The following is a 26,767-nucleotide window of genomic DNA, read 5'->3' on the forward strand; positions in this document are numbered from 1 at the left end:
GTCGTGGCTTGTCGCGCAGTTCCCCGCGCCCCTTTGGGGCGCTGTTGCGGGCCCGTTCCTTTTGAGGAGCGGGCCCGCTTTCGTGTGGGTGAGAGGATTTCGGTGTGAGTGACGACGTGCGGGTGCGGCTGGATCTTTCCTACGACGGGGCCGGGTTCTCCGGGTGGGCGAAGCAGGCCGGTGGGCGGCGGACCGTGCAGGGGGAGATCGAGGACGCGCTGCGGACCGTGACGCGGTCCGGGGGGACGACGTACGAGCTGACCGTGGCGGGGCGTACCGACGCCGGTGTGCACGCCCGGGGTCAGGTCGCGCACGTCGATCTGCCCAGGGAGGTGTGGGCCGAGCACCACACGAAGCTGCTCAAGAGGCTCGCCGGGCGGCTGCCGAGGGACGTACGGGTGTGGGCGCTCAGGGAGGCGCCGGCCGGGTTCGACGCGCGGTTCTCCGCGATCTGGCGGCGCTACGCCTACCGGGTCACCGACAACCCCGGGGGAGTGGACCCGCTGCTGCGCGGTCATGTGCTCTGGCACGACTGGCCGCTGGACGTCGACGCGATGAACGCGGCCGCGCGCGGGCTGCTGGGGGAGCACGACTTCGCCGCGTACTGCAAGAAGCGGGAGGGGGCCACCACCATCCGGACCCTTCAGGAGCTGAGCCTGGAGCGCGGAGAGGACGGGATCATCACCGCCACCGTGCGGGCGGACGCCTTCTGCCACAACATGGTGCGCTCACTGATCGGCGCGCTGCTGTTCGTCGGCGACGGCCACCGCCCGCCGGACTGGCCCGGGAAGGTCCTGGCGGCGGGCGTCCGGGACTCGGCCGTGCATGTGGTGCGCCCCCACGGTCTGACCCTGGAGGAGGTCGGTTACCCCGCCGACGAGCTGCTGGCCGCCCGGAGCAGGGAGGCCCGCAACAAGCGGTCCCTGCCGGCGGCCGGCTGCTGCTGACGCCGGGGCAGCGCTATTCGTTCGCCGCCGCCGACGCCTGGGCCTCGCCCCTGCGGCGGATCTGACGGAACGTGAACTCCTGGAGGTCGTCGCCCGTGGCGAAGACGGCCGTGTCCTTCTCCGTCACGTTCTTGCCGTCGGTGAAGCCGGCCAGGGTGAAGTAGGCGTAGCGGCCGAGGTGGTTGCGGGTGGAGCGGCAGACCGCGCCGGAGCAGAAGTCCTTGACGCCGCCGCCCGACAGCGACTTGACGATGCTCTTGTTGTCGGTCTGCTGCCGCGCCTTGGCCGCCTGCGCCTGGGTGTCGAAGACGGCCACGCCGACCGTCACGGCCACCTTGTCCTTGGTGTAGGTGACCCGGATCAGGCGCGTGCAGCCGTTGTCGGTGAGCGCCTTGGGGAGCGTGGCCTTCGCGGCGGACGCGCAGTTCTTGGTGTCCGCCGTCGGGCCCTTCTTGTACACCGTGTTCCCCATGGTCAGCTGTGTGCCGGGGAAGAGGACGTCAGGGCTCAGCGGGGCCTTGTCCTTCACTGCGCTGGCGATGAAGTCGTTCGGGTCCAGCGGAGGCGGCGCGCTCGTCGGGGCGAACGACGGGACCGTTCCCGTGGGGCTCGGTATGCCGGAGGCGCCGGGCAGTTGGGACGAGGTAGCCGGTGAGGCCTGGTTGCCGCCGTTCGCCGAGACGACAGCGACCGCCACGGCCGTGCCTATCGCGACGGTGGCCAGTGCGCCGCCGCCGATGAACAGCAGCCGGCGCCGCTTGGCGCGGGCCTCGGAGGCGTCGGCGAGCGCGGCCCAGTCGGGTGACTGGCCCCCGCCACCGCTCCACGGCTGCTGGGAATTCGGTTTCCAGGGATCCCACTGCTGTGGGGGTCCCCCCTGCCCAAAGCTCATGGGGCGCATCTTAGACGGGGCTCGGGGTGTGCTGGTCCGTCTCAACGGCTGTCGTAGGGCTTAGCGTTGCGCGCATGGTGACGGGCAAAAGCGACATCTCGGGGTGGTTGGTGCGGCCCGCGAGTGGCTGGCTGTGGGTCGGACTGGCCGCCGTACTGGGGGCGCTGACGGTCCATACAGTGCTGGTGACCTCGGACGGAGGCATGGACAACGCGATCGTCGTGGACGCCGCGCGCACCTGGCTGGACGGCGGATCGCCGTATGACGATCGGCATTTCCTGTATTTCCCCAGCGCGGTCATGGCGGCCGTTCCGCAGGCGCTGCTGCCGCGGTCCGTGCTCGATGTGCTGGTGCCGGTGGCGGTGACCGTCTCCCTCGCGCTGGGCTGGGCCTGTGCACTGCGGCTGCACCGGGTGCCGCTGCACAGCAGGCTCGCCGCCCTCGGGCTGCTGGGCCTCGCGGCCGGCTTCGCGCCGTTCGGGCAGCTGGTGCGGCTGGGGAACTGGACGGTGACGGCCGTGCTGGCGCTGCCGCTGTGTCTGCTGCTGGCGAGCCGCGGCCGATGGGTCGTGGCGGGCGCGGTCATCGGGGTGGCGGTGGCGGTGAAGCCGCTGCTCGCGCCGATGGTGCTGCTGTTCCTCTTCGCGCGCCGGTGGGGGGCGCTGGCCGTGGTGGTCCTGGTGCCGGCGGTCTCCTCGGTGGTGGCCGCCCTGTTCCTCCCCGACCCCACGGGCTTCCTCACCCGCACCCTGCCGTTCCTGCTGAACGGCGACGACGCCTTTCTGCGGCTGTACGAGGCCGGGCCGGCGGCCGTGCTGCCCCGGCTCGGTGTGCCCGAGGCCCTGGCCACGTCGCTGGCGCTGCTCGCGGCCGCGGTGGGGGTGCTGTGCGCGTACCGGCGCTGGCGGGGGCCGGGGCCCGCGCCGCTGCGGCTCGCCGAGACGTCCGCGGGGCTGATGCTCTCGGCGTTCCTGGTGTCGCGGCCCTCCTACAACCACTACCTCCTGGTCGTCCTGCCGCTGCTGATCGCCGGTCTGCCGTACGCCGGGTCGGTCGCCCGGCGGCCGCTGTTCTGGCTGGCGCTGGTGCCTCAGCTGCCGGGGGTGACCTGGCCGTGGCTGGAGTCGGGGAAGCGCCGGGCGTTCCGGGACGCGTTCACGCTGTGTGTGCTGGCGGGGACGGTCGCGTACCACTGTGTCCGGGGTGCGCGGGGGGAGGAGGACGACCCGGAGGAGCCAGGGGGACCACGGGGGCGGCGGGGGTGGCGGAGGGCGCGCGGGGCGCGGGAGGCGCCGGAGGGGCTGGGGACGGCCGTAGAATCGGTGTAGGCCACCGGTGGTGAGCTCGTTTTGACCCGCCTGGCCGAGCATGGGTATTCTGCATGTTCGTTGTGTGTAGTGGCTTGCTCATTCTCACGTGAGGGGCCCTTACACCGGTCCACCGGACCGATGACCAGCGACCAGCACGCGGTTTGCGTCACCGCGGTGCGGTCAAGGCTGTCGTGATCGTCTTCGGTGACCTTGTCAGGACCACATTCACTGAAGAAGCGAAGGCTACGAACCGTGCGTACGTACAGCCCCAAGCCCGGCGATGTGACGCGCCAGTGGCACGTCATCGACGCTCAGGACGTCGTCCTGGGTCGTCTGGCCTCCACAGCGGCCTCCATCCTGCGCGGCAAGCACAAGCCGATCTACGCGCCCCACGTCGACACCGGTGACTTCGTCATCGTCATCAACGCGGACAAGGTGCACCTCTCCGGCAACAAGCGGACCCAGAAGATGGCGTACCGCCACTCGGGTTACCCGGGTGGTCTGCGCTCCGTCCGCTACGACGAGCTGCTCGCCAAGAACCCCGAGAAGGCCATCGAGAAGGCCGTCAAGGGCATGCTCCCCAAGAACACCCTGGGCCGTCAGATGCTCTCGAAGCTGAAGGTCTACTCGGGCGACCAGCACCCGCACGCTGCCCAGCAGCCGGTGCCGTTCGAGATCACCCAGGTCGCGCAGTAAGTCCGGCCACCCCCTAAGACTGAACAGAATCTGAGGAGCATCGTGGCCGAGACCACTGCCGAGCAGCCGCTCGAAGAGCTTGACATCGACAGCTACACCACCGAGTCCGAGGTGCCCGTCGAGGGCGAGTACACCTCGGAGTCCATGGCCTCCCGCTTCGGCGAGCCCCAGCCGGCCGCCGGCCTGGGCCGTCGCAAGAACGCCATCGCCCGCGTCCGGATCGTCCCGGGCACCGGCAAGTGGAAGATCAACGGTCGCACCCTCGAGGACTACTTCCCGAACAAGGTGCACCAGCAGGAAGTCAACGAGCCCTTCAAGGTGCTCGAGCTCGAAGGCCGCTACGACGTCATCGCCCGCATCGCGGGTGGCGGTGTCTCCGGTCAGGCCGGTGCGCTCCGTCTCGGTGTCGCCCGTGCGCTGAACGAGGCGGACGTGGACAACAACCGCGGCGCGCTGAAGAAGGCGGGCTTCCTCAAGCGCGACGACCGTGCGGTCGAGCGCAAGAAGGCCGGTCTGAAGAAGGCCCGCAAGGCCCCGCAGTACAGCAAGCGCTAGTCACACCGCGCTCGCGCGTCCTTCGAACGCCCCGGCGGCACGCCACAGTGCTGCCGGGGCGTTCGTTTATTCACTGCCGTGGGCGTATAACGACACAAGGCACTCAAACGCTAATGTGATCTGATGGTCGGGTGGCCGGGCGTTGCCTTCACGGTGAACGCCCGGGATGCGGAGCCGCACTCGCCTCGCGACCGTCGAACACAGCACAAGCTTCGTCAGTGGCGCGACCGTCGGCCGTACGGGTGGGCCCAGGGCCTCGGCCTCGGCGGAACCCCTGGTTCGGCTTTTCGTACTGACGCTTCTTCAGGAGGACAAGTGGGACGACTCTTCGGCACGGACGGCGTGCGCGGTGTCGCCAACGCGGACCTGACGGCGGAGATGGCGCTCGGCCTGTCCGTCGCCGCGGCGCACGTGCTGGCCGAGGCGGGCACGTTCGAAGGGCACCGGCCCACCGCCGTGGTCGGACGTGATCCGCGCGCGTCCGGGGAGTTCCTGGAGGCCGCCGTGGTGGCGGGCCTCGCGAGCGCGGGCGTGGACGTCCTGCGGGTCGGAGTGCTGCCGACACCGGCGGTGGCGCACCTCACCGGTGCGCTCGGCGCCGACCTCGGTGTCATGCTCTCCGCGAGCCACAACGCCATGCCGGACAACGGCATCAAGTTCTTCGCCCGCGGCGGTCACAAACTCGCCGACGAGCTGGAGAACCGGATCGAGTCCGTGTACGAGGAGCACCGCACCGGCGCCCCCTGGGAGCGCCCGACCGGCGCCGGCGTCGGCCGCGTACGGGACTACGAGGAGGGGCTCGACACGTACGTCGCCCATCTCCTCGGCGTGCTCCCGAACCGGCTGGACGGGCTGAAGGTCGTCCTCGACGAGGCGCACGGTGCCGCCGCGAAGGTCTCGCCGGAGGCGTTCACCCGGGCCGGGGCCGAGATCGTCACCATCGGCGCCGAGCCGGACGGGCTCAACATCAACGACGGCTGCGGCTCGACCCACCTCGACCTGCTGAAGGCCGCGGTCGTCGAGCACGGGGCCGCGCTGGGTATCGCGCACGACGGCGACGCCGACCGGTGCCTGGCGGTGGACCACACCGGTGCGGAGGTCGACGGCGACCAGATCCTCGCGGTGCTGGCGCTGGCGATGCGGGAGCGGTCCGCACTGCGGTCCGACACCGTCGTCGCGACGGTGATGTCCAACCTCGGCTTCAAGCTGGCCATGGAGCGCGAGGGGATCCGGCTCGTGCAGACCGCGGTCGGCGACCGCTACGTGCTGGAGGAGATGAAGAACCAGGACTACGCCCTCGGCGGCGAGCAGTCCGGCCACGTCATCATCCTCGACCACGCGACGACCGGCGACGGGACGCTCACGGGGCTGCTGCTCGCGGCGCGGGTCGCCGGGACCGGTCGTACGCTGCGGGACCTGGCCTCGGTGATGGAGCGCCTCCCTCAGGTGCTCATCAACGTTCCCGATGTGGACAAGTCCCGGGTGAAGACCTCCGCGGAACTCGCCACCGCCGTCACCGAGGCCGAACGCGAGCTGGGCGAGACGGGCCGCGTACTCCTCCGCTCCTCGGGCACGGAACCGCTGGTCCGCGTCATGGTCGAGGCCGCGGACATCGACCAGGCCCGCTCGGTGGCGGGGCGCCTGGCGGATGCGGTGAAGTCGGCGCTGGGGTAGGTGCCCGCGGTGTTCCGACGCGGCCCGGTGGAGCGGGGCGGTACCCCCCCCGCTCCACCGGGCCGGCTCCAGCCGTGATCAGACCTGCCGGTCCCCCTGCCAGGTGACCGACGTCATCGCGTCGAGACCCCCGTGGGCCAAGCCCTTGTAGGTCACAGTCCGGGCGGGGCCGAGTTCGTGCGCGACCTGTTGTGCCAGCTCCATCCCCTGGCGGAACAGCCGCTGCCACACGGTGTCGTACTTCCCCTCTTCCCGGTCCCGAAGGTCCAGGTTCAAGGTGGTGTCGATCTCGTCCGCCCAGGCGCGGAGCGAGGAGACGAGTCCGTCGGACAGGTCCAGGGCTGCGGCGGGATCGTCGGGAAAGAAGTCACCGAAGCCGTCCGAGCGCAGCGGAGCGAACTTGTACTCGCCCTCGACCGTGATGTGGACGGGGTGCGGTGGCGCGCTGTGTTCGTCGCGTTCCCAGTGCAGTCGGTCACAGCCCCAGCACACCCATGTCGTCGTCCGGTGACGCTCGTCCCGGTAGCGCACCACCCATGACGGTCCGAGTCGCCGGGCCAGACGCTGGGCGATCACCAGGCCTTGCCCGGCGTGCTTACGCAGGTCCGGCCGGGAGGTAAAGCCCTCTGCCGGACGGGACAGCGACCAGGAGCGCAGCGCGTCGGCCAGGTCCCCGGGCAGGCCCAGCCGGCCGTCGTCCAGTGGGACCCCGCGGGTGAAGGCACCGAGGTCGTCGTGGACACCGCCGTCCTGCGGCTCGTACAACGGAGACGGCTCGCCCCGGGCGTGCACGAGGATGTGCCGCGGTTCTTCGAGGGTCATGCGATGTTCGCTCCGATCACGTATCCGTTGTCGCCCACGCTGATGGCCACGCGTTGGGTTTTGCCCTGGAAGACGACCTCGAAGATCGGCCTCCCGGCCCCCTGCGTGCCGACTCTCGTGCCTTCGGTGAGGGCGGTCTTCACGAGGGCGGGGATGTCGTCCACCCGGACCCCCGCGTCCGCGAACTCTCCCGCGTGGCGGAAGATGATGTGGGTCAGACCCGCGTTGACGCTGCCCTTCTCGAGCCAGGCGAGGGGCACACCGGGTTTGGCGTACTGGATCACCCAGATCGTGTCCGCCTGGTTGAACTTCACACCGGCGTCCTTGAGCTTGTCCAGGAGCTTCGGATCGAGTGCGCCGCGGTGGATCTTGGCTCGTTCCGCCACTCCGAGTGCAATGCGCAGCCCCATCCCTGCCGCGCTCGTGGCGTCGCCGACCTGGGCGGCTCCCTTCTCCCCGTAGATCTTCTTCAGGTCCTTGAGCACCTGCGCGGCGTCCTCACCGGTCTTGATGGCCTTCTCGGCCCGTGTGGCGAGCTTGACGGCCTCGGCGAGCTTGGTGGCGACCGACGGCGGTACGAGGATCGCGGCGGCCCAGGCACAGCTGGACTTGTCGCCGTGATAGCACTGGAAGGCCTCACCCAGCACCAGCTCGTACAGGACCGATCCGACCGTTTCCCCGAAGAGGTTCTGCCAGCCGATCCTGGTGATCTCCTCGAAGGTGAAGTGGTGGGTCCAGTTGTTGGTCTGGTCCTTCAGCGTCTCTGTGCCGAGGTACTGCGTGTCCTGCTTCGGACAGCCGCTCTCGGTCGCGGGGACGTCGGGGTTGAGGCAGTAGTAGTAGCTGACCGTGATGTCGAGGTGCAGCTCGTAGGTGACCGTGCAGCCCTGGAGCGTGTAGACGCAATCGTTGAGCTGTTTGGCCGGTCCGGCCTCGGTGACCTTGTCGACGACGTAGAAGGTGCCGCCGATACCGGTGCCGGCGCCCGAGGAGACCTGCTGGTTGGCCTGTTTGCGTTCGGCGGACTCCGCCGCCTCCTGGGCCTCCTCCGCGTATTTCAGGGCGTCCTTCGCGGCCTCCTCCGCCTCGGTGGCGGCGGCGTCCGCGCGTTCGGCCGCCGACCGGGCTTCTCTGGCGGCCTCCTCGGCCTCCGTGGCGGCCGCGCGGGCCGCTGCCGCGTCGAGCGCGGCCTCGTCGGCGGAGTCACGGGCGTCCTTGGCGTAGCCACGGGCGTCGGCGGCGTAACCGGCGGCGTTCGCGGCGTGGACGTAGGCCTGCTTCGCCTCCTGTTCCGCCTCGTCGGCCAGTTCGACGGCGGTCTTGGCCTCGGCCGCGGCGTGCTTCGCCGCCTGGAGGGCGTCCGCCGCTGCGCTGGTCGCGGTCTTCACCGCGGCGTCGGCCTTCAGCTTCGCCGCCTGGGCGGCGTTCGCGTGCGCGCGGGCCCGCTTGGCGGCGGCCTCGGCGCGGGTCGCGGCGGCGTCGGCCTCTGCCGCCGCCTGTGTCGCGGCGTCGGCCGCGGAGCGGGCCCTGGCCGCGGCGGCCTCGGCGTCGTCGGCGTGCCCGGCTGCCGCGTCGGCCGCGGCCCTCGCCTCCTGGGCGTTGCTGTCGGACTCGTGCGCCTGGGCGTACGCCTCCTTCACGTCGGCCTTGGCGCGTGCCGCGTCGGCCTTCTGCTCGGCGTCCCAGGCGTCGTCGCGAAGGTCGCGGGCCTTGTCCTTGGCCTTGACGGCGGCGTCGCGTTTGTCGGACGCCGTGCCCTCGGCCGCTTCGGCCCTGTCCCTGGCGTCCTTGGCATTCGTCGCCTCGGCCTCGGCGGTCTTGCGGTGCCCGGCCGCCTCGGCCTGTTTGGCGGCGGCCTTCTTCTTCTCCGCCTCGGCCGTCTTCTCCTCGGCCTCGGCAGCCAGGCGCTCGGCGTGGGCCTCGGCCGCGGCCGTGGGAAGAGGTTTGATTCCTGGGTCGGATACGGGGTGGCTCGATCCTTGCTACTGACCGGTAGGCGTCCCGGTCCACACTTTCCTCGCACCTCAAGGGGCGCTTGTGAACATTTGGTGTTCATGTGGCCGAAACGGTGATTTCCTGATCGAAGTTGGCTGATTACCGATGGGTATCGGGATGGGCGCGCGAGGGCTCCGGGCAGGCGGTCGGTCAGCTCCCGGCGCGCTTGCGCAGCCGCCGGTGCTGCCCGGCCCAGAAGCGCTTCTGGGCCAGCAGGGTGAGGATGCCCGCCAGGGTGATGCCAAGCAGGTTGAGCAACAACTGCTCGGTCGATCCCCAGGTCTGGACCGTGTCGCCGTAGCTCAGCGCCACCGCGGCGTTCGCGGCGGCCGGGACCGTCGTCACCGAGATGGCGACGCCGACCAGGGCGCCGGACTTGGCGGACGTCAGCGAGAGCGTGCCGGCCGCGCCCGCCAGGACCGCCACCACGAACGAGAACCAGTCGGGGGCGTACACGAAGCCGGTCTGCGGCCGTTCACCCTCCAGCCGTTCCTTCGTGAACAGCCCGACCGCGTCCATGAAGAGGCTGAACCCCACCGTCACCGCCATCGCCACCGCGAAGCCCACCAGCAGGGCGATCAACGAGCGCAGCGCGAGACGGGGCCGACGCTGTACGGCCGCGGTGGAGATGCCGGCCAGCGGCCCGAACTCCGGCCCCACCGCCATCGCGCCCACGATCAGGACGGCGTTGTCCAGCACCACACCGCACGCCGCGATCATGGTGGCCAGCGTGAGGAACGCGAGAGAGGTGACCGAGAGCGTCGACTCCTCGTGGGTGGCCTCGGCCAGGTGCTCCCACAGCACCGCGTCCGCGCTCTCGCCCGGCGCGTCATGCTCCGCCTCGTCGGCACGCTTCGACAGCGACAGGTCGATGTTCTCCACGGAGATGGAACCGCTCGTGTCCAGCCCCAGCCGCCGCAGCCCGCCGATCAGATCGTCACCGGCCTCCCGCGCCACGTCGCACATCACCACGTCCCCGGCGGGATCGCGGGCGACGCCCGGCAGCACACACAGGTGCGTGGTGCCGATCGTCCCCTCGATCAGGCGGACCACGTCGTCCGTCCTGTCGGCGGGTGCGATCACGCGCAGGTGCAGCATGGCGGCAGCGTAGTCGTCGGTGACGCGGGGGTGGGGGCCGACGGCCGCTTCCCGAACGCCGTCGTCCCGTGATCACCGGGAGGCCGCTCCCTGACCGCCCGTCACAGCTTGCGCAGGCTGAGGCGCTGGACCTTGTGGTCGGGGCCCTTGCGCAGGATGAGAGTGGCCCGGCCCCGGGTCGGGGCGATGTTCTCGACCAGGTTCGGCTTGTTGATGGTGCGCCACATCGTGCGGGCGTAGTCGAGCGCCTCCTCCTCGGAGACCTGGGTGTACGTGCGGAAGTACGAGGACGGGTCCTGGAACGCGGTCTCCCGCAGCCGCTTGAAGCGGTTGAGGTACCAGCGCTCGATGTCCTCCGTGCGGGCATCCACGTACACGCTGAAGTCGAAGTAGTCGGCCAGCCCGACCCGGGTGCGGCCGTCCTGGCCGGGCAGCGCGGGCTGGAGGACGTTGAGCCCTTCGACGATCAGGATGTCCGGGCGGCGCACCGTGAGCTTCTCGCCGGGCACGATGTCGTAGATGAGGTGGGAGTAGACGGGCGCGGTGACCTCGCGCTTGCCCGCCTTGATGTCGGCGACGAAACGGGTCAGTGCCCGGCGGTCGTACGACTCGGGGAAGCCTTTCCGCGACATCAGGCCGCGCTCCTGGAGTTCCCTGGTCGGCAGCAGGAAGCCGTCCGTCGTCACCAGCTCCACCCGCGGGTGCTCCGGCCAGCGGGACAGCAGGGCGCGGAGCAGCCGGGCGACCGTGGACTTGCCGACGGCGACGGAACCGGCGACCCCTATGACGAAGGGGGTGCCGGACTGGGAACCCTGCTCGCCGAGGAACGTGTTCAGCGCCGCGCGGAGTCCGGCGGTGGCACCGACGTAGAGATTGAGCAGCCGGGACAGCGGAAGGTAGATGTCCCGTACCTCGTCGAGGTCGATGACGTCGCCGAGACCGCGCAACTGCTCGACCTCCGCCGCGGACAGGGGCAGCGGCGTCTTCTCGCGCAGCGCGCTCCATTCGGCGCGTGTGAGATCGACGTAGGGAGTCGCCTCCGACCGCTGCCGGTGGGCGCTCCGGGGTATCGAGGAGACCGGATAGATCACAGTCCATTGTTAACGGAGTTTGAACGGGACGACAGGTGGGCTGTGTCACGCCGGGCCGGTCCGTCATCACGTGGTGATCACGGTGGGGTCGCAGGTGGGGGAATTGATGATCATCTGTGTACCGGCTGTGTCTACAGTGCGGGGCAGTGTGTTGTGGATCTCCCCCACACCTTCGAGAAAGAGTTACCGCGTGAGAATGAGCTCCGTTCGTCGTACCGCCCTCGCCGCCTCCGCCGCCGCGCTCGCGCTCCTGGTCACCGCCTGCGGTGGCTCCGGTGACGAGGACAAGGCCGACGACGGCAAGGGCAAGGCCGACCCGACCGCCTCCGCCGCGCCGGAGGGCAAGGCGCTCACCGCGTCGGAGCTGGAGAAGGTCGCGCTCGCGCAGGCGGACGTCAAGGCCGGAAAGGTCGCCACCAAGCCGGCGGCGACGGACGACATCGCCGAGGACCAGGTGAAGACGGGCGACGCGGCCTGTCTGCCGCTGGCCCAGGCCCAGGCCGGTGTGGCCCAGGGCGAGCCCGCCGCGACCGTGAAGCGGTCCTGGACGGGCGACCCCGTCAAGCCCTCCGAGGGCACGAAGCCCGAGGACGCCCTGCTTGCCGCCCTCGACGTGGACAAGATGCTGATCAACCTCGCCTCGTACGAGGGTGACGGCGCCGCACAGGCCCTGAAGGGTCTGACCACCGCCGCCGAGAAGTGCGCGGGCGGCTACACCGCCACCGTGGTCGGTGAGGAGATGAAGGTCGTCAAGGTCGCGACGTCCGCCGCGCCCGAGGGCGGTGACGAGGGCACCGCCGTCACCCTGACCGTGGCCGCCGACGAGGACGTCAAGGCACCGAACAAGATCGTCGTGGTGCGCAAGGGAGCCACCCTGGTCTCGTTCAGCGCCGTCAACCTGGGCGCCATGGCCACCGGTGAGGACTTCGACGTCCCGGCGGACGTCGTCGCCGCCCAGGTCGGAAAGCTCGGCTGACGCACACCGCGTTCCGTTCCCACCGGTGCTTCGTGCACCGGTGGGAATTTCCGATTTCGGGCACGCGGAGGCCGTTTGCGGCGGCTGACGGATCGTAGGCTGCCGTGCATGTGCGGAATCGTGGGATACGTGGGGCCGCAGTCGGCGCTGGACGTCGTGACGGCCGGACTGAAGCGACTGGAGTACCGGGGCTACGACTCGGCGGGTGTCGCCGTGCAGGCCGACGGCGGACTGGCCACGGCGAAGAAGGCCGGCAAGCTGGTCAACCTGGAGAAGGAGCTGGCCGACCGGCCGCTGCCGGCCGGGACGACCGCGATCGGCCACACCCGCTGGGCCACGCACGGCGGCCCCACCGACGCCAACGCGCATCCGCACATCGACAACGCGGGCCGCGTCGCCGTCGTCCACAACGGCATCATCGAGAACTTCGCCGCCCTGCGCGAGGAGTTGACCGAGCGCGGCCATGAGCTCAGCTCCGAGACGGACACCGAGGTCGTCGCCCATCTGCTCGCCGAGGAGTTCTCCGGCTGCGCCGACCTCGCCGAGGCGATGCGGCTGGTGTGCCGGCGCCTGGAGGGGGCGTTCACGCTGGTTGCCGTCCACGCGGACGAGCCGGACGTGGTGGTGGGAGCGCGGCGGAACTCGCCGCTGGTGGTGGGCGTGGGGGAGGGAGAGGCCTTCCTCGCCTCCGACGTCGCCGCCTTCATCGCGCACACGCGGGAGGCCGTCGAGCTGGGGCAGGACCAGGTCGTCGAGCTGCGCCGCGACGCGGTCACCGTCACCGACTTCGAGGGGAACGCGGCCGACGTCCGCGAGTACCACGTGGACTGGGACGCCTCCGCCGCAGAGAAGGGCGGCTACGACTACTTCATGCTCAAGGAGATCGCCGAGCAGCCGAAGGCCGTCGCCGACACACTGCTGGGCCGGATCGACGGGGCGGGATCGCTGACCCTGGACGAGGTCCGCATCCCGGCGAACGTGCTGCGCGAGGTCGACAAGGTCGTCATCATCGCCTGCGGTACCGCCTTCCACGCCGGGCTGATCGCCAAGTACGCCATCGAGCACTGGACGCGGATCCCGTGCGAGGTGGAACTGGCGAGCGAGTTCCGTTACCGGGACCCGATCCTCGACCAGCAGACCCTGGTCGTCGCCATCTCCCAGTCCGGCGAGACCATGGACACCTTGATGGCGCTGCGGCACGCCCGCGAGCAGGGCGCGCACGTGCTGGCGATCTGCAACACCAACGGCTCCACGATCCCGCGCGAGTCCGACGCGGTGCTCTACACGCACGCCGGTCCGGAGGTCGCGGTCGCCTCGACCAAGGCGTTCCTGACGCAGCTGGTCGCCTGCTATCTGGTCGCGCTGTACCTGGGGCAGGTGCGGGGCACCAAGTGGGCCGACGAGATCCGCGCGGTGGTGCGGGACCTGTCGTCCATCGCGGGTGCGGTGGAGCGCGTCCTGGAGACGATGGAGCCGGTACGGGAGCTGGCGCGGTCGCTGGCCCGGAAGAACACGGTCCTGTTCCTGGGCCGGCACGTGGGCTACCCGGTCGCTTTGGAGGGCGCGCTGAAGCTCAAGGAACTCGCGTACATGCACGCCGAGGGCTTCGCGGCGGGCGAGCTGAAGCACGGGCCGATCGCGTTGATCGAGGACGACCTGCCGGTGGTGGTGGTCGTTCCGTCACCGCGCGGCCGCTCCGTCCTCCACGACAAGATCGTCTCCAACATCCAGGAGATCCGGGCACGGGGTGCGCGGACGATCGTCATCGCGGAGGAGGGGGACGAGGCGGTCGCCGCATACGCCGACCACCTGATCCGCATCCCGGCCACCCCGACGCTGCTCCAGCCGCTGGTGGCGACGGTGCCGTTGCAGGTGTTCGCGTGCGAGCTGGCGACGGCGCGGGGCAACGAGGTGGATCAGCCTCGGAACCTGGCGAAGTCGGTGACGGTGGAGTAGGTCTTCACGCCGTCCAGGAACGCGGCGAAGGCTCCGGCCGGAAAGGTGAGGGACCCGTGGGTCGGGGCCTTTGAGTCGCGGATGGCTATGCGGGTCGGAGTATTCGCGATCTCGACGCAATCGTTGCCGTCATCGGGTCCTGAGTAGGAAGACTTGCGCCAGTTGTTCATCGGGTGCCTCACAGCTCCTTCGCCAGACGGTTGATGAAGTCACGCGAGCGTTCCGGTTCCAGTGACGCGGCTTCAATTGTACGGAAGCGCATTCGATAGGCGCTGAGTTGTGCCTCGGCATCGACGAAGGCGGAGCCGTGGGGCGCGTCGCGCACGACCGTGTCCAGCTTGGCAACGGGACCACCCACGTAGGTCATGGTGCCTGCGGCCAGGCCGAAGCCATCCAGGTCGAAAGGGATGACGCGCAGGGTGATGTTGTCCGCTTCGGAGGAGTCCAGGAGCGCGTTGAGTTGAACGCGGGACGTCGCGCGGTCGCCGACCCTGATGCGCAGGGCTGCTTCGTGGATCACCAGTTTGTACGGGAAGTCGGCCTGCTTGCGTGCCATTCGGTGTCGTACGCGCATTTCCAGCTCGTCAGTGGTCAGTGCGGGCACCCTGGCCGAGAAGACGGCTCGTGCGTAGTCCTCGGTCTGCAACAGGCCCGGGACGTAAAGGACCGCGACCTCGTGGCGGAATGTGGCGTGGTGATCCAGTTCGGCGAGGTCGAGGAACGAGGTGGGCAGTTGCCACCGGTACTCCTCCCACCAGCCGCGCGTTCGGTCGGTGGCCATTGCCACCAGCGCATCGATGAACTCCCCATCCGTGCAGGCGTAATGAGATGCGAGTCGGCGCAGGCGTTCCTCGCTCACTCCTGAGATGCCCGACTCGATCTGGCTGATCTGTACGGAGTTCACGCCGAGCAATGCCGCTGCCTCGCGTGCGTTCAACCCCGCCGCCTCGCGAAGTCTGCGTAGTTCAGCCCCCAGTCGCTTTTGCCGCGCCGTTGGCTCGCGCCTGGTTCCCATCGGTTGCCCCTCGGTTCAACACGCCTGTTGCAGCGACTCTTTCAGGTTCAGATTACGGGAACGGCTTGCTTGGTCTTAAATCCAAGGTCTACCGTCAGTGACGTCAGGTGAGCGCAGCGGAAGCGCACCGCTCCGTCCTGCCATGACGGCTGCGGCACTGCCACTGCTCGTGAACCATCCCCATCCCCGCTGAACGGAGTTCACGCATGCCCGAAAACGAGTCCTGGGAGTACTCCCTCTCCCTCCCCAACGATCCCCGTGCGGTCACGGTGAGCCGCCGTACCCTCCGTCTCATCCTGACGATGCACGGGCTGATCCGACTCGTGGATGTGGCCGAACTCCTCGCTGCGGAGTTGGTCGCCAACGCGGTGCAGCACACCAAGGGGCCCGCGACCCTTCGGATGCACTGCGCGGCCGGTGTGCTGCGGATCGGGGCGTGGGACACCGACCCCGCGCCGCCCGATGCGCCGCTGCCGTTCGAACGGTCCGCGGACCTCTGCCTGGAGGACGGGCGCGGACTGGCGCTGGTGAGGGCGTGTTCCGACCTGTGGGGATGGCAGCCGCTGTCCCGGGACGGCAGTCGGGGGAAACTGGTGTGGTGCGAGCTGGGTGCGGCCTGACGGGGTTACCAGTGATCGTTGGGCCACTCGCTTCTTCGTCAGTGTCGTGCTTCCACGACCCGCGTCAAGGGCGCTCCCTGCGGTCGCGTCGCCTTCGGCGATGGGCCTGCGGCCCACCCTTGACCCGGTCCGCTCCAGCACGGGGGAGAAGCGAGCGAGTGGCCCGGAGGAAAGCGGGGGCCCGGGCAGGTTTGCGGTCCAGGGCCTGCTGATCGGTCCCCCGGGTTCACGGGCGCGCCCCCGCCTCGCCCGCACGCCGGGTCGGCTCGGCGGCCGACGGTGGGTGGCCTGGAGTGCGAGGGCGCCGTGGCTGCACGCCGGGTTCAGCTCCTGCGGATGTGGCGGGCCCTGGCCACGAGTCGAACTCGGCGAGGGCGCCGTAGGGTTCAGGCGCAGCCGGTGCCGCGGCTATCGCCGCCACCAGAAAGTCCACGGCGCCGACTGGGCTTCCTGGCTTCCGCCACAGTGCGCCACCACACGGGCGAGGTTGACTCCCGACGCCACCGACTGATTCGACATCGTCGAAGAATATTCACGGCCAGAGGTTCGGCGCGCCCTTCGGTAGGGATGCCAGTCCCTGCGAATGATGTGGTTCAGGTCCTCTCGGGACACCCCATGTGAAATCCGTGAACACTTCGGCCCGAAGTGTTCACGGATTTCGACACCCCCGGGCCCCACTCGTCGCAGCGCCGGCAACCTCAGGGCCGGTGCTCGGACGGCGGTCACGGTGCCGAACGCCTCCGCTGCAGCAACCAGGTACCCCCTGTCACTGTCCCCGTCACCAATAAGCCCACTATCAGCGACTTCCTGAACTCCTCCACCTTGCTGCCGTCGTCTGCGACAACCACCGACAGCGCCGCGATGACGACCGTGATCACCAGCCCGATGGCCAGGTTCTTCCTCACCCGCGATTTCATCAAGCGCTCCTTCCTTCTCGATGGGTGTGGCGCCACACCGTCCTCGATCGGCGCCACCCCGGGTTGTCATCCGTTAGGTTGATCAATGGGCGGTCAGTACGGTCTTGCGCCGTGTCCGTGACGGACGTGGTCCTTCGACCGCCTTGGGTGCGGCGTCGTCGGCAACCCGCGTCCCTCTTCACGAGCGAGGCGTCGGGCCTGCACACCGTCTAGCGTGTGGCGGACGGTGATCCGCCTGTGGTGGACAGGGAAGGCGGCTCGTAGTCGTACAGGTATCCCTGCGCCCGATCGAAGAACGGGAGGAGTACGCGCATCTTCGCCAAGTCGATCTGGCGCTTTACGGCGCTGGGCCGCTTGGTCTCACGGGCGTTGTTCCCGTGCTTGAGCAGCTTGTCGATGCGCGGGCGGCGTGCCGCGTCGTAGGCCTCGAGTGCCGATGGGACGCTCGGGGCGCCGCTCAGCGCCGCCGCGAGCTCCAGTGCGTCCTCGATCGACACCGAGGCGCCGTGTCCGACGCCGACAGGGTGGGCGGCGTCGCCGACCAGGACCATGCGCCCACTGCGCCACGTCCGGACCGTGTCGCAGACGTTCAGGTAGCCGGACGCGACGATCGATGTCGCGGCTCCGACGATGGCCCGCGGCATCGCCTCCGGAAACAGCTCGGTGACGCGCCGTAGCCATTGCGCGTCGTCGATGCCTCGCAGGTCGGGCTTGACCGGCTCCCCGATCTGAGCCGCCCACCACTGGGTGTCTTCGTCGATGGTCGTGTACACGAAGGCGCCGTTGCGTGCGTAGGTGAGGTTCCAGATGCCGGTCTCGAGCCCCGTCATGTTGGCGATTCCGGCGACCCCGTAGAGCCCCGCGTACTCCGCGCGCGGCGCGGACGAGTCGATCAGCCCGCGCACGGTCGACCAGATGCCGTCGGCGCCCACGAGCACCTCCGCGGTGTCGCGCCGGCCGGAGGCGAATTCGGCCACCACGCTGGTCGCCGACTCCGTCGCGCCCACCAGGCGTTCGCCGGTGACGATCTTCGCGCCCGCGTCGAGTGCCGCGCGCCGCAGGATCGCGACGAGCCGTCCGCGATGGAGCGCGACGCTGCGCAACGAGTCGGTTTCGCGCCGAAGGCGTGGCGCGTCGCCCAGGAGGTGGCCGCCCGGCGTGTAGAACCGCATCCGTTCGACGGGGTACCCGGCCGCCTGTACGTCGCGTAGGAGGCCCAGCTTCTCCAGCGCACGCAGGCCGTTGACCGCCAGGCCGAGGTGGGCGCCGACCTCCTCGGGCGGAACCTCGTACGCCTCGTAGACGGTCACGTCGTGACCGATCTGCCGCAGTGCAAGGGCGATGGCGGGTCCGGCTATCCCGCCACCGATCACGATCGTCCGCATGACGCCTCCTGAATGAATTGGGATTCACTGAATGGCGATTCAGTGAAAGTGTGTTCCGATACGCTGGCGTCTGTCAACAGCCGATGGAGGACGACATGCCGCAGGCGAGTGCCGCCAGTCGAAAAGTCCGGGCGGCCCAGACTCGCGCCGCGCTGCTGGACGCGGCGCGCGGGCTGTTCAACGACCGCGGCTACCTCAATACGAAGATCACCGACATCACCGCGGCGGCCGGACGCTCGACCGGCTCGTTCTACGAACACTTCGCCGGCAAGGACGAGCTGCTCCAGGCGCTCCTCGCCGAGATGGAGGAAGCGATCGACGAGCGCATGGTCGGCCTGGAGCACCCCCGCGACCACGACCTGACCGACCGCGACCAACTGCGCGACCACGTCGGTGTCGCGTGGACGGTGATGCGGCAGAACCGCCCGGTCACGCTCGCACTGTTTCAGGCGATGGTGGCCGACGACCCCGGCACGGGCCGGGCCTGGCGCGACCTGCGCGAGCAGACAGGAACCATTCGGGAGCATCTGGAGTACCTGGTCGAGCGTGGACACCAGCTGCCCGGTGACCCCGAGTTCATTGCGGCGGCGATGGGCGCGATGCTCGTCACCCTCAACTACGCCGTGCTCACGCCCCCCGGCGGCGAAGACGACCAGCGCGTCATCGACACCCTCACGGATCTGCTGTTGCACGGGCTGGCCGGACCGGCGTCATGATCAGCGGATGAACGTCGAAGGAACCACGTGCGCGTCGCCGGTGCGCGGTCGGCCCTGAGGGGCCGGAGACCGGTGGCAACTGCCGCCGGGTGCGGCCCGTCGTGGCCACGAAGATGATCGCGGTCAGCACCTCGCGATCCCGTACCGGCGCCGACCCGCGGCCGCATCGGAGCAGGTGGGACCACCCGCTCCAACAGCTCCGGCAACTTGTCCGGCACCATGCGTTCGACCGTCACCACACGGTGCAGATCACCCGGCGCTCCGCATGGGACGACGTCTAAAGTGCCCGCATGAGCATCATCGGAGTCGGGATCGACGTGGCCGAGATCGAGCGGTTCGCCGCCTCCCTGGAGCGGACGCCCGGGCTGGCGCAGCGGCTCTTCCTGGACAGCGAGCTGCTGCTGTCCAGTGGGGAGCGGCGCGGTGTGGCCTCCCTCGCGGCGCGGTTCGCCGCCAAGGAGGCGCTGGCCAAGGCGCTGGGTGCGCCGGCGGGACTCTCCTGGACCGATGTCGAGGTGTGGTGCGAGGACAGCGGGCAGCCGCGGTTGCGGGTCAAGGGGACGGTGGCGGCCCGGGCGGCCGAGCTGGGTGTGCAGTCCTTCCACGTGTCCCTCAGTCATGACGCCGGGGTGGCCTCGGCGGTGGTCGTTGCGGAGGGGTGACCCGTTCTCCGTCGTCGCCGCCGTGCCCACCCTCGTCCTCACCCTCGTACGGCCGTGCCGGAAGCGTCGTCGGTGACTTTCGTGAAGTTGTTCCGGTAGGGCGGTGCGTGCATCGCCTGGATGGGGGTAGACGCGTGGAGCCGGCGCCCGGAACCGGGGGCCGATCGATTTGGGAGGGTTGGCTGTGACGTCGACGATGGCGCGGACGGACCGAGCGCAGAGCGTGACCGAGCTGCCGGAGGTCGCGGATCCCGGCCAGGTCGCGCCCCAGGACGCACGCGAACTGTCCAAGCAGTTCTTCCGCCGGCTCACGGAGCTGGAGGAGGGCACGCACGAGTACCAGTACGCGCGCAACACGCTGATCGAGATGAACATGTCCCTGGTCCGCTACGCGGCCGGCCGGTTCCGCAGCCGCGGGCCGGAGGAGATGGAGGACATCGTCCAGGTCGGCATGATCGGTCTGATCAAGGCGATCGACCGGTTCGAGCTGTCCCGCGAAGTGGAGTTCACCTCCTTCGCGATCCCCTACATCGTCGGTGAGATCAAGCGGTTCTTCCGGGACACGTCGTGGTCCGTGCACGTGCCGCGACGGCTTCAGGAGGCCCGGGTGCAGCTCGCCCGCGCCACCGAGGAACTGCGCAGCCGGCTGGGCCGTACGCCCACGACCGCCGAACTCGCCCAGCTGATGAGCCTGACCGAGGCTGAGGTGAACGAGGCCAGGATCGCCTCCAACGGCTACAACTCCTCCTCGCTCGACGCCGCCATCGGCAGTGAGCCGGACGGCGAGAGCGTGCTCGCGGACTTCATCGGGACCGAGGACGCGGCGCTGGAACTGGGCGAGGACTTCCACGCGCTCGCCCCGATGATCGCCGAGCTCGACGAGCGTGAGCGCAAGATCGTGCACTGGCGGTTCGTGGAGGAGCTGACCCAGGCGGAGATCGGTGAGCGGCTGGGCTGCTCCCAGATGCATGTGTCGCGGCTGCTGTCCCGGACGCTGAAGAAGCTGCGGGCGGGGATGCTCAGCACCAGCTGAGCGGTGCCGTGGGGAGGCGGGGTGCGGCGGAGGAGCCGCGCCCCGCCTCTGTGCGTCAGCAGATCGACTGGCTGCTGTTCACCAGACGGTTGTTGCGGAACGTCGTGTTCTCGCCGCAGGGGCTCTCGCGGATCGACGAGTTCGTCACCGTGAGGTTCTGGACGGTGATGTCCCGGTTGTTCGGGAACTCCGCTCGCGCGGCGAGGCGGATCTCGCCGCCGCCGGTGACCGTGCCGCTCTGTGCGGCGAGGTTCACGTTGGTGCAGTTCTCGATGAGGATCGCGTTGTTGCCGGTGTTGGAGAGGGCGATCCGGTCGATCGTCGCGCCGCCGCTCTCCGAGACGCAGAACACCCCGCGTCCGCCGCCGCGCGCGACGACCTCGCCCACGCGGATGTTGGTCGGGTAGGAGCTGCCGATACGGCCGTTGCGATTGGCCATGCGGAAGGCCGCGTACCCGGTGCCCGTGCCCGCGTTCTCCGCGTCCACCCGGGAGACGGTGGCGTTGATAGTCTGGTTCAGCAGGAGGCCCGACTCGCCGACGTTGCGGGCGGTCACCGTGCCGACGGTCAGGCCGTCGACGCCGTAGGTCTCCACGGCGTGGCTGGACGCGCCGGACACGTACACGTTGTCGATGCGGACGTTGCGGGTCCACTGGCTGGTGTCGCCGCGGTTGTCGATGCGGACGCCGAGGCCGCGCGACAGGCGCATGTCGATCTGGCCCAGGACCACGTTCTGCACGTTGCGCAGGAAGACGCCGTACAGCGGGGCGCCGGTGACGTTGAGGTGCTGCACCTCGATGTCACGGGTTCCGCGCGAGTAGACCGGGGCCTGGTCGCCCGAGCCGCTGCCGGTGACGTCGATGGTGCCGCAGACGTCGAGGACGGTGTAGCTCGGCAGGGAGATGCGGGAACCGGCGGAGACGGAGCCCGAGCCGCGGACCACGACCCGTTCCTTGCTGGTGCGGCCCGAGGTCAGGCTGCTGATCGCCGCCTGGACGGCCGCGCGCATGTCGGTTCCGGTGTAGACCGTGCTGCCGCCGCGCCTGGCCGTCCAGGTGCTGCCGTTCAGGACCGCCTCGGCCTGGTAGGAGCCGTCACCGCAGGCGGCGGCGCGGGCGGGGGCGAGGGTCGGGGCGGTGGCGGGTGCGGTTGTGGGGGAGGGGGCGGCGGTCGCGGGGGCCGTCAGGGTGCCGACGGTGGTGAGGAGTGCGGTGGCGCCGGCTGCTGCGAGAAGTGCGGCTCTGCGTCGCATGGGTCCTCTGTCTCTATGTCGTTGTCGTCAGGTGGAGTCGAAACGATTCGACTGAATCGATTCACCCGGTGGGGGGCGGAGAGTTTGGCAAGGGCATGGCGAGGAGTCAAGCGGGTGGCTCGAGGGCTCACCGGTTACGGGAGTCGGCCGCGCTCGTACGGGACACTCGGACGCATGCGGACTGCGTACAGCGTGGAGACGGTCAGGGCGGCGGAGCGGGAACTGATGGCACGGCTGCCGGAGGGGGCGCTGATGCAGCGCGCCGCCGCCGGACTCGCCGCGGCCTGCGCGGATGTGCTCGGCCGGGTGTACGGCAGCAGAGTCGTCCTGCTGGTCGGCAGCGGGGACAACGGAGGCGATGCCCTCCATGCCGGTGCCCGGCTCGCCCGGCGCGGCGCGGGGGTGAGCGCGGTCCTGCTCGCGCCGGAGCGTGCCCATGCCGGAGGGCTCGCGGCGCTGCGCCGGGCGGGCGGCCGGGCGGTGGGGACGGACGGGGCCACCGCCCTCGTGGAACGGGCCGATCTCGTCGTCGACGGCATCGTCGGGATCGGTGGCACGGGCGGCCTGCGCCCGGACGCCGTACCGCTGGCCGACGCCGCCGAGCGGTCGCGGGCGGCCGTGGTCGCCGTCGATCTGCCGAGCGGGGTCGAGGCGGACAGCGGGGAGGTGCGGGGGAGGGCGCTGCGGGCCGACCTCACGGTGACGTTCGGGACGCACAAGCCGGGGCTGCTGATCGATCCGGCACGGGAGTACGCGGGCACGGTGCGGCTGGTCGACATCGGACTGACGCTCCCCGAGGAACCCGAACTCGAGGCGCTGCAACACGCGGACGTGGCCCGGCTGCTGCCGGTGCCGGCCGCGGAGAGCGACAAGTACCGGCGGGGTGTGGTCGGGATCGCGGCAGGATCCGCGCGCTATCCGGGGGCCGCGGTGCTCGCGGTGGCGGGCGCGCTGCGGGGCGGGGCGGGGGCCGTACGGTACGTCGGTCCCGCCGGGCAGGCCGTGATCGCCCGCTTCCCGGAGACGCTGGTGTCGGACCGGGGGCCGAAGCACGCGGGGCGGGTGCAGGCGTGGGTGGTCGGCCCGGGGGCCGGGGACGACGCGGCGACGGTCGCGGAGGTGCTGGCGGCGGACGTACCGGTACTGATCGACGCGGACGGGCTGCGGCTGGCGGAGCCCTCGGCGGTACGGGGCCGGCGGGCGCCGACGCTGATGACTCCGCATGCGGGAGAGGCGGCGGCGCTGCTCGGTGTCGAACGGGAGGAGGTCGAGGGCGGGCGGCTGTCGGCGGTGCGGGAGCTGGCGGCGCGGTATGGGGCGACGGTGTTGCTGAAGGGGTCGACGACGCTGGTCGCGGGTGCGGGTGCGGGTGCGGGTGCGGGTGCGGGTGCGGGTGCGGGTGCGGGTCCGGGCTCGGGTGCGGGCGGTGGGCGGTGGGTGGTGCGGGTGAACCCGACCGGGACGGCGTGGCTGGCCACGGCCGGGAGCGGGGACGTGCTGTCGGGGCTCGGGGGGTCGTTGCTGGCGGCGGGGCTGTCGGCGGTGGACGCGGGGAGCGTGGCGGGGTATCTGCACGGGCTGGCGGGGAGGTTCGCGGCGGACGGGGCGCCGGTGGGGGCGCGGGATGTGGCGGAGGGGATCGCGGGGGCGTGGCGGAGTGTGGTGCGGGGGTGAGGGGTGGGGGGTTTTCGCCCCCGCCGCCCCTTCCCGTCCCGACCCCGGGGCTCCGCCCCGGACCCCGCTCCTCAAACGCCGGAGGGGCTGGGGGTGCGCCCGGCGGAGCTGGGGGTGCGCCCGGCGGAGCTGGGGGTGCGCCCGGCGGAGCTGGATGTGTCGCCCGGGGAGGGTGGGGTTGGCACGGACGGGGTGGGGGCGGCACGGATGGGGTGAGGGCGGTGCGTGGGTGAGGGCGTGCGTGAGTGGGGTGGGGTCGTTCAGGAGGCGGCACGGGTCCGGTGACGTCGGCACGGGTCGGGTGGGGGAGGGAGGGGCGGGGGGATGGTGGAGGTGCTCTGAGAGACTGGGCGGGATGAACGAGACAGTTGCCCCGGCGGGCGCGGAGCTGCGGGCCCGTGCCGAGATCGACCTGGCGGCCCTGCGGGCCAATGTGCGGGCCCTGCGCGAGCGGGCGTCCGGCGCCGCCCTCATGGCCGTCGTCAAGGCCGACGCGTACGGGCACGGCGCGGCCGCCTGTGCCCGGGCCGCTGTCGAGGCCGGGGCGACCTGGCTGGGCACCGCCACTCCGGAGGAGGCGCTCGCCCTGCGCGCGCCCGGTGCCGGGGTGCCGGACCACGTACGGGTCATGTGCTGGCTGTGGACGCCCGGCGGGCCCTGGCGCGAGGCGATCGAGGCCGATGTCGATGTCTCCGTGAGCGGGATGTGGGCGCTGGAGGAGGTCACGCGGGCCGCGCGTCTCGCCGGGCGGCCCGCGCGGGTGCACCTGGAGACCGACACCGGGCTGGGGCGGGCCGGCTGCCAGCCCGGCGGCGACTGGGCGGAACTGGTCGCGGGGGCGCTGCGCGCCGAGGCCGAGGGGCTGCTGCGGATCACCGGGCTGTGGTCCCACTTCGCCTGCGCCGACGAGCCCGGACATCCCTCCGTCGCCGCCCAGCTGTCCCGGTTCCGGGAGATGATCGCGTACGCGGAGGGCCAGGGCCTCGACCCTGAGGTGCGGCACATCGCCAACTCGCCCGCCACCCTCACCCTCCCCGAGAGCCACTTCGATCTCGTCCGGCCCGGCATCGCGCTGTACGGCGTCTCGCCCAGCCCCGCGATCGGCACCCCCGCCGACCTCGGACTGCGTCCGGTGATGACTCTGACCGCCTCGCTGGCCCTGGTGAAGCAGGTCCCCGGCGGCCACGGTGTCGGTTACGGCCTCCACTACGTCACCCCGGGCGCGACCACCCTCGGGCTGGTCCCGCTCGGCTACGCGGACGGCATCCCGCGGCACGCCTCCTCCGCCGGACCGGTGCTGGTCGAGGGCAAGTGGCGTACCGTCGCGGGGCGGGTCGCGATGGACCAGTTCACCGTCGACCTGGGCGGGGACCTCCCGGGGGCGGGCGCCGAGGTCGTGCTCTTCGGCCCGGGCGACCGCGGCGAGCCCACCGCCGAGGACTGGGCGCAGGCGGCCGGGACCATCGGGTACGAGATCGTCACCCGGATCGGAAGCCGCGTTCCGCGCGTCCACGTGAACGAGGGGAGCGGCACGTGAGTGAGGGCATCGCGGAGGCCGCCGCCTCCGCGGCCGGCGGGGGCTGGCGCCGGGTCACCGGCGTCGCGGGTGTCGCGATAGGCGTGCTCGCCACCGGAGCCGCCGCGGGCGTCGCCATAGAGCGGATGACGGTCGGCCGGGGCATGCGGAAGAAGGCCAGGCTCGCCCTCGACTCCACCGGACCGTACGGCTCGCTGCGCGGCACACCCGGCAGGGCGTACGCCGATGACGGCACCGAGCTGTACTACGAGGTCGACGACCTCGACCCCGACCCGGAGGCGGCGCCCGCGCGGCGGCGCCGGCTGTTCGGCCGCAAGCCCCCGGCTCCGGTGACGGTCGTCTTCAGCCACGGATACTGCCTCAACCAGGACTCCTGGCACTTCCAGCGCGCCGCGCTCAGGGGCGTCGTACGCACCGTGTACTGGGACCAGCGCAGCCACGGCCGCTCGGCGCGGGGCGCGGCGCAGACGGAGCGGGGCGAGCCCGTCACCATCGAGCAACTCGGGCGGGACCTGAAGGCCGTCATCGACGCGGCGGCGCCCGAAGGGCCCGTCGTGCTCGTCGGTCACTCGATGGGCGGGATGACGGTGATGGCCCTCGCCGACCAGTACCCCGAGCTGATCACGGAGCGGTGCGCGGGGGTCGCCCTGCTCGGTACGTCGTCGGGGCGGCTCGGCGAGGTCAACTTCGGGCTGCCGGTGGCCGGGGTCAACGCGGTGCGGCGGGTGCTGCCGGGTGTGCTGAAGGCCCTGGGGCAGCGGGCCGAGCTGGTGGAGAAGGGGCGCCGGGCCACCGCGGATCTCTTCGCGGGGATCATCAAGCGCTACTCGTTCGCGTCCCGGGACGTGGACCCGGCCGTGGCCAGGTTCGCCGAGCGGATGATCGAGGGCACACCCATCGACGTGGTCGCCGAGTACTACCCGGCGTTCAACGATCACGACAAGACCGAGGCCCTGGTCCACTTCGCCGGTCGTCCGCTGCTGGTACTGGCCGGGATCCAGGATCTGGTGACGCCCAGCGAGCACAGCGAGGCGATAGCCGACCTGCTCCCCGACGCGGAACTGGTGCTGGTCCCGGACGCGGGACACCTGGTGATGCTGGAGCACCCGGAAGTGGTCACCGACCGCCTCGCCGACCTGCTCGTCCGCGCGGGTGCGATGCCGGCGGGGGCTACGGTGGGTGGTTATGGAAGCAGCAGCACCGCACAACCCGGCTGAGCCGGCCGCGAACTCCGTCGAGCTGACCGTCACCTCCCCGGAGCAGATGCGCGAACTGGGGCGCAGGCTCGCCAAGCTGGTGCGCGCCGGTGATCTCGTCCTGCTCTCCGGTGAGCTCGGCGCGGGCAAGACGACGCTGACCCGGGGGCTCGGCGAAGGGCTCGGGGTGCGGGGCGCGGTCACCTCGCCGACGTTCGTGATCGCCCGGGTGCACCCTTCGCTGGGGGACGGTCCACCGCTGGTCCATGTCGACGCGTACCGGCTGGCCGGCGGGCTGGACGAGATGGAGGACCTGGACCTCGACGTCTCGCTGCCGGAGTCGGTGATCGTCGTGGAATGGGGCGAGGGCAAGGTCGAGGAGCTGACCGACGACCGGCTGCGGATCGTCATCCACCGGGCGGTCGGGGACACCACGGACGAGGTGCGGCAGGTGACCGTGACCGGTCTGGGGGAGCGGTGGGCGGGGGCCGGGCTGACCGTGCTGTCGGCCTGACCGGCGGTTCCGTGCGGGGAGCGTGCGGGCACGGGCGGGGTGAGGGTGCGGCGGGTGATCGGCCGGTTGCGGCGGCGTGTGGGCCGTTCGCGCAGTTCCCCGCGCCCCTGGGGGATCGGTTGGCTGCGGCGTCGTGTGGGCTGGTCGCGCAGTTCCCCGCGCCCCTGGGGGGTCGGCTGGTTGCGGTGTCGTGTGGGCTGGTCGCGCAGTTCCCCGCGCCCCTGGAGGGGTTGG

At 70.8% G+C, this 26,767-nt stretch carries 24 protein-coding genes and 2 pseudogenes; 15 read left to right on the forward strand and 11 right to left on the reverse strand.

Annotated features, from left to right (window positions below; genetic code table 11):
* Positions 1–104 precede the first annotated feature (104 nt).
* Positions 105–947 (forward strand): tRNA pseudouridine(38-40) synthase TruA, encoded by an 843-nt coding sequence (gene truA / locus ACIF9R_RS06860; protein ID WP_399975310.1) that lies wholly within the window; start codon positions 105–107, stop codon positions 945–947.
* Between the two features lie 13 nt (positions 948–960).
* Here truA and ACIF9R_RS06865 read toward each other — a convergent pair whose 3' ends face one another.
* On the reverse strand, positions 961–1,839 hold the full coding sequence (locus tag ACIF9R_RS06865; RefSeq protein WP_399975312.1) for a hypothetical protein: 879 nt from the start codon (positions 1,837–1,839) through the stop codon (positions 961–963).
* Between the two features lie 74 nt (positions 1,840–1,913).
* Here ACIF9R_RS06865 and ACIF9R_RS06870 point away from each other — a divergent pair, with 74 nt between their 5' ends.
* The 4 genes from ACIF9R_RS06870 to glmM all read left to right on the forward strand — a co-directional run bounded on the left by ACIF9R_RS06870 (position 1,914) and on the right by glmM (position 6,074).
* Positions 1,914–3,167, forward strand: coding sequence for a glycosyltransferase 87 family protein (locus tag ACIF9R_RS06870; protein ID WP_399975315.1), 1,254 nt, complete (start codon positions 1,914–1,916; stop codon positions 3,165–3,167).
* Between the two features lie 234 nt (positions 3,168–3,401).
* Positions 3,402–3,845: a 50S ribosomal protein L13 gene (gene rplM / locus ACIF9R_RS06875; protein ID WP_037929612.1), complete on the forward strand. Its 444-nt coding sequence runs from the start codon at positions 3,402–3,404 to the stop codon at positions 3,843–3,845.
* A 42-nt stretch (positions 3,846–3,887) separates the two neighbouring features.
* A complete protein-coding gene (gene rpsI / locus ACIF9R_RS06880) occupies positions 3,888–4,400 on the forward strand; it encodes a 30S ribosomal protein S9 (RefSeq protein ID WP_250071000.1) in 513 nt (170 codons plus the stop codon).
* Between the two features lie 315 nt (positions 4,401–4,715).
* A complete protein-coding gene (gene glmM, locus ACIF9R_RS06885) occupies positions 4,716–6,074 on the forward strand; it encodes a phosphoglucosamine mutase (RefSeq protein WP_399975319.1) in 1,359 nt (452 codons plus the stop codon).
* Positions 6,075–6,152: 78 nt separating this feature from the next.
* On the opposite strand, the gene ACIF9R_RS06890 is transcribed toward glmM, so the two are convergent.
* The 4 genes and pseudogenes from ACIF9R_RS06890 to coaA form a co-directional block, all read right to left on the reverse strand.
* Positions 6,153–6,896, reverse strand: a complete 744-nt coding sequence (locus ACIF9R_RS06890) for a hypothetical protein (protein ID WP_399975322.1) — start codon at positions 6,894–6,896, stop codon at positions 6,153–6,155.
* A pseudogene (locus ACIF9R_RS06895) lies at positions 6,893–8,827 on the reverse strand (virulence factor); the annotation flags it as partial. The pseudogene ACIF9R_RS06895 and the gene ACIF9R_RS06890, both read right to left, overlap by 4 nt.
* Positions 8,828–9,041: 214 nt before the next feature.
* Positions 9,042–9,989: a DUF389 domain-containing protein gene (locus tag ACIF9R_RS06900; protein WP_399975325.1), complete on the reverse strand. Its 948-nt coding sequence runs from the start codon at positions 9,987–9,989 to the stop codon at positions 9,042–9,044.
* A 101-nt stretch (positions 9,990–10,090) separates the two neighbouring features.
* A complete protein-coding gene (gene coaA / locus ACIF9R_RS06905; RefSeq protein ID WP_399975328.1) occupies positions 10,091–11,080 on the reverse strand; it encodes a type I pantothenate kinase in 990 nt (329 codons plus the stop codon).
* A 190-nt stretch (positions 11,081–11,270) separates the two neighbouring features.
* On the opposite strand from coaA, the gene ACIF9R_RS06910 reads away from it, so the two are divergent.
* Both ACIF9R_RS06910 and glmS read left to right on the forward strand, forming a co-directional pair.
* Positions 11,271–12,056, forward strand: a complete 786-nt coding sequence (locus ACIF9R_RS06910) for a hypothetical protein (protein WP_399975331.1) — start codon at positions 11,271–11,273, stop codon at positions 12,054–12,056.
* A gap of 108 nt (positions 12,057–12,164) precedes the next feature.
* Positions 12,165–14,012: a glutamine--fructose-6-phosphate transaminase (isomerizing) gene (glmS, locus tag ACIF9R_RS06915; RefSeq protein ID WP_399975333.1), complete on the forward strand. Its 1,848-nt coding sequence runs from the start codon at positions 12,165–12,167 to the stop codon at positions 14,010–14,012.
* Here the strand turns inward: glmS and ACIF9R_RS06920 are convergent.
* Complete coding sequence (locus tag ACIF9R_RS06920) at positions 13,973–14,182, reverse strand: DUF397 domain-containing protein (protein WP_399975737.1); 210 nt, start codon at positions 14,180–14,182, stop codon at positions 13,973–13,975. The two genes, glmS and ACIF9R_RS06920, sit on opposite strands and share 40 nt — an antisense overlap.
* Before the next feature lie 8 nt (positions 14,183–14,190).
* A complete protein-coding gene (locus tag ACIF9R_RS06925) occupies positions 14,191–15,027 on the reverse strand; it encodes a helix-turn-helix domain-containing protein (protein WP_399975336.1) in 837 nt (278 codons plus the stop codon).
* A gap of 206 nt (positions 15,028–15,233) precedes the next feature.
* Between ACIF9R_RS06925 and ACIF9R_RS06930 the strand changes: the two genes are divergently transcribed.
* Complete coding sequence (locus ACIF9R_RS06930) at positions 15,234–15,647, forward strand: ATP-binding protein (protein ID WP_399975338.1); 414 nt, start codon at positions 15,234–15,236, stop codon at positions 15,645–15,647.
* Positions 15,648–16,369: 722 nt separating this feature from the next.
* Here ACIF9R_RS06930 and ACIF9R_RS06935 read toward each other — a convergent pair.
* Complete coding sequence (locus tag ACIF9R_RS06935; RefSeq protein WP_399975341.1) at positions 16,370–16,564, reverse strand: hypothetical protein; 195 nt, start codon at positions 16,562–16,564, stop codon at positions 16,370–16,372.
* 209 nt (positions 16,565–16,773) lie between these two features.
* On the reverse strand, positions 16,774–17,949 hold the full coding sequence (locus tag ACIF9R_RS06940; RefSeq protein ID WP_399975344.1) for an FAD-dependent oxidoreductase: 1,176 nt from the start codon (positions 17,947–17,949) through the stop codon (positions 16,774–16,776).
* A gap of 95 nt (positions 17,950–18,044) precedes the next feature.
* On the opposite strand from ACIF9R_RS06940, the gene ACIF9R_RS06945 reads away from it, so the two are divergent.
* A complete protein-coding gene (locus ACIF9R_RS06945; protein ID WP_399975346.1) occupies positions 18,045–18,665 on the forward strand; it encodes a TetR/AcrR family transcriptional regulator in 621 nt (206 codons plus the stop codon).
* Between the two features lie 34 nt (positions 18,666–18,699).
* On the opposite strand, the pseudogene ACIF9R_RS06950 reads toward ACIF9R_RS06945, so the two are convergent.
* A pseudogene (locus ACIF9R_RS06950) lies at positions 18,700–18,886 on the reverse strand (IS5/IS1182 family transposase); the annotation flags it as partial.
* Positions 18,887–18,955: 69 nt separating this feature from the next.
* On the opposite strand from ACIF9R_RS06950, the gene ACIF9R_RS06955 reads away from it, so the two are divergent.
* A complete protein-coding gene (locus ACIF9R_RS06955) occupies positions 18,956–19,327 on the forward strand; it encodes a holo-ACP synthase (RefSeq protein WP_399975348.1) in 372 nt (123 codons plus the stop codon).
* 196 nt (positions 19,328–19,523) lie between these two features.
* A complete protein-coding gene (locus tag ACIF9R_RS06960; protein ID WP_399975740.1) occupies positions 19,524–20,360 on the forward strand; it encodes an RNA polymerase sigma factor SigF in 837 nt (278 codons plus the stop codon).
* 55 nt (positions 20,361–20,415) lie between these two features.
* On the opposite strand, the gene ACIF9R_RS06965 is transcribed toward ACIF9R_RS06960, so the two are convergent.
* Positions 20,416–21,612: a hypothetical protein gene (locus ACIF9R_RS06965; protein WP_399975350.1), complete on the reverse strand. Its 1,197-nt coding sequence runs from the start codon at positions 21,610–21,612 to the stop codon at positions 20,416–20,418.
* A 174-nt stretch (positions 21,613–21,786) separates the two neighbouring features.
* Here ACIF9R_RS06965 and ACIF9R_RS06970 point away from each other — a divergent pair, with 174 nt between their 5' ends.
* The 4 genes from ACIF9R_RS06970 (at position 21,787) to tsaE (ending at position 26,533) form a co-directional block, all read left to right on the forward strand.
* Complete coding sequence (locus ACIF9R_RS06970) at positions 21,787–23,286, forward strand: NAD(P)H-hydrate epimerase (protein ID WP_399975353.1); 1,500 nt, start codon at positions 21,787–21,789, stop codon at positions 23,284–23,286.
* 355 nt (positions 23,287–23,641) lie between these two features.
* Positions 23,642–24,823 carry an alanine racemase gene (alr, locus tag ACIF9R_RS06975; protein WP_399975356.1) on the forward strand — a complete coding sequence of 394 codons (1,182 nt, stop codon included), beginning with the start codon at positions 23,642–23,644 and terminating at the stop codon, positions 24,821–24,823.
* Positions 24,820–26,040, forward strand: coding sequence for an alpha/beta fold hydrolase (locus tag ACIF9R_RS06980; RefSeq protein WP_399975358.1), 1,221 nt, complete (start codon positions 24,820–24,822; stop codon positions 26,038–26,040). The genes alr and ACIF9R_RS06980 overlap by 4 nt, the downstream gene beginning before the upstream one ends.
* Positions 26,009–26,533, forward strand: a complete 525-nt coding sequence (gene tsaE / locus ACIF9R_RS06985) for a tRNA (adenosine(37)-N6)-threonylcarbamoyltransferase complex ATPase subunit type 1 TsaE (RefSeq protein ID WP_399975361.1) — start codon at positions 26,009–26,011, stop codon at positions 26,531–26,533. The genes ACIF9R_RS06980 and tsaE overlap by 32 nt, the downstream gene beginning before the upstream one ends.
* Positions 26,534–26,767 lie beyond the last annotated feature (234 nt).

It is taken from the genome of Streptomyces sp. NPDC086080, assembly GCF_044540255.1.
GTDB lineage: Bacteria > Actinomycetota > Actinomycetes > Streptomycetales > Streptomycetaceae > Streptomyces.

Excerpts from the sequence above, each read along its gene's own strand:
- ACIF9R_RS06865 (WP_399975312.1), bottom strand. The coding sequence starts at position 1,839 with ATGAGCTTTGGGCAGGGGGGACCCCCACAGCAGTGGGATCCCTGGAAA.
- ACIF9R_RS06870 (WP_399975315.1), top strand. The coding sequence starts at position 1,914 with ATGGTGACGGGCAAAAGCGACATCTCGGGGTGGTTGGTGCGGCCCGCG.
- ACIF9R_RS06890 (WP_399975322.1), bottom strand. The coding sequence starts at position 6,896 with ATGACCCTCGAAGAACCGCGGCACATCCTCGTGCACGCCCGGGGCGAG.
- ACIF9R_RS06900 (WP_399975325.1), bottom strand. The coding sequence starts at position 9,989 with ATGCTGCACCTGCGCGTGATCGCACCCGCCGACAGGACGGACGACGTG.
- glmS (WP_399975333.1), top strand. The coding sequence starts at position 12,165 with ATGTGCGGAATCGTGGGATACGTGGGGCCGCAGTCGGCGCTGGACGTC.
- ACIF9R_RS06920 (WP_399975737.1), bottom strand. The coding sequence starts at position 14,182 with ATGAACAACTGGCGCAAGTCTTCCTACTCAGGACCCGATGACGGCAAC.
- ACIF9R_RS06925 (WP_399975336.1), bottom strand. The coding sequence starts at position 15,027 with ATGGGAACCAGGCGCGAGCCAACGGCGCGGCAAAAGCGACTGGGGGCT.
- ACIF9R_RS06930 (WP_399975338.1), top strand. The coding sequence starts at position 15,234 with ATGCCCGAAAACGAGTCCTGGGAGTACTCCCTCTCCCTCCCCAACGAT.
- ACIF9R_RS06935 (WP_399975341.1), bottom strand. The coding sequence starts at position 16,564 with ATGAAATCGCGGGTGAGGAAGAACCTGGCCATCGGGCTGGTGATCACG.
- ACIF9R_RS06940 (WP_399975344.1), bottom strand. The coding sequence starts at position 17,949 with ATGCGGACGATCGTGATCGGTGGCGGGATAGCCGGACCCGCCATCGCC.
- ACIF9R_RS06945 (WP_399975346.1), top strand. The coding sequence starts at position 18,045 with ATGCCGCAGGCGAGTGCCGCCAGTCGAAAAGTCCGGGCGGCCCAGACT.
- ACIF9R_RS06955 (WP_399975348.1), top strand. The coding sequence starts at position 18,956 with ATGAGCATCATCGGAGTCGGGATCGACGTGGCCGAGATCGAGCGGTTC.
- ACIF9R_RS06960 (WP_399975740.1), top strand. The coding sequence starts at position 19,524 with ATGGCGCGGACGGACCGAGCGCAGAGCGTGACCGAGCTGCCGGAGGTC.
- ACIF9R_RS06965 (WP_399975350.1), bottom strand. The coding sequence starts at position 21,612 with ATGCGACGCAGAGCCGCACTTCTCGCAGCAGCCGGCGCCACCGCACTC.
- ACIF9R_RS06970 (WP_399975353.1), top strand. The coding sequence starts at position 21,787 with ATGCGGACTGCGTACAGCGTGGAGACGGTCAGGGCGGCGGAGCGGGAA.
- alr (WP_399975356.1), top strand. The coding sequence starts at position 23,642 with ATGAACGAGACAGTTGCCCCGGCGGGCGCGGAGCTGCGGGCCCGTGCC.
- tsaE (WP_399975361.1), top strand. The coding sequence starts at position 26,009 with ATGGAAGCAGCAGCACCGCACAACCCGGCTGAGCCGGCCGCGAACTCC.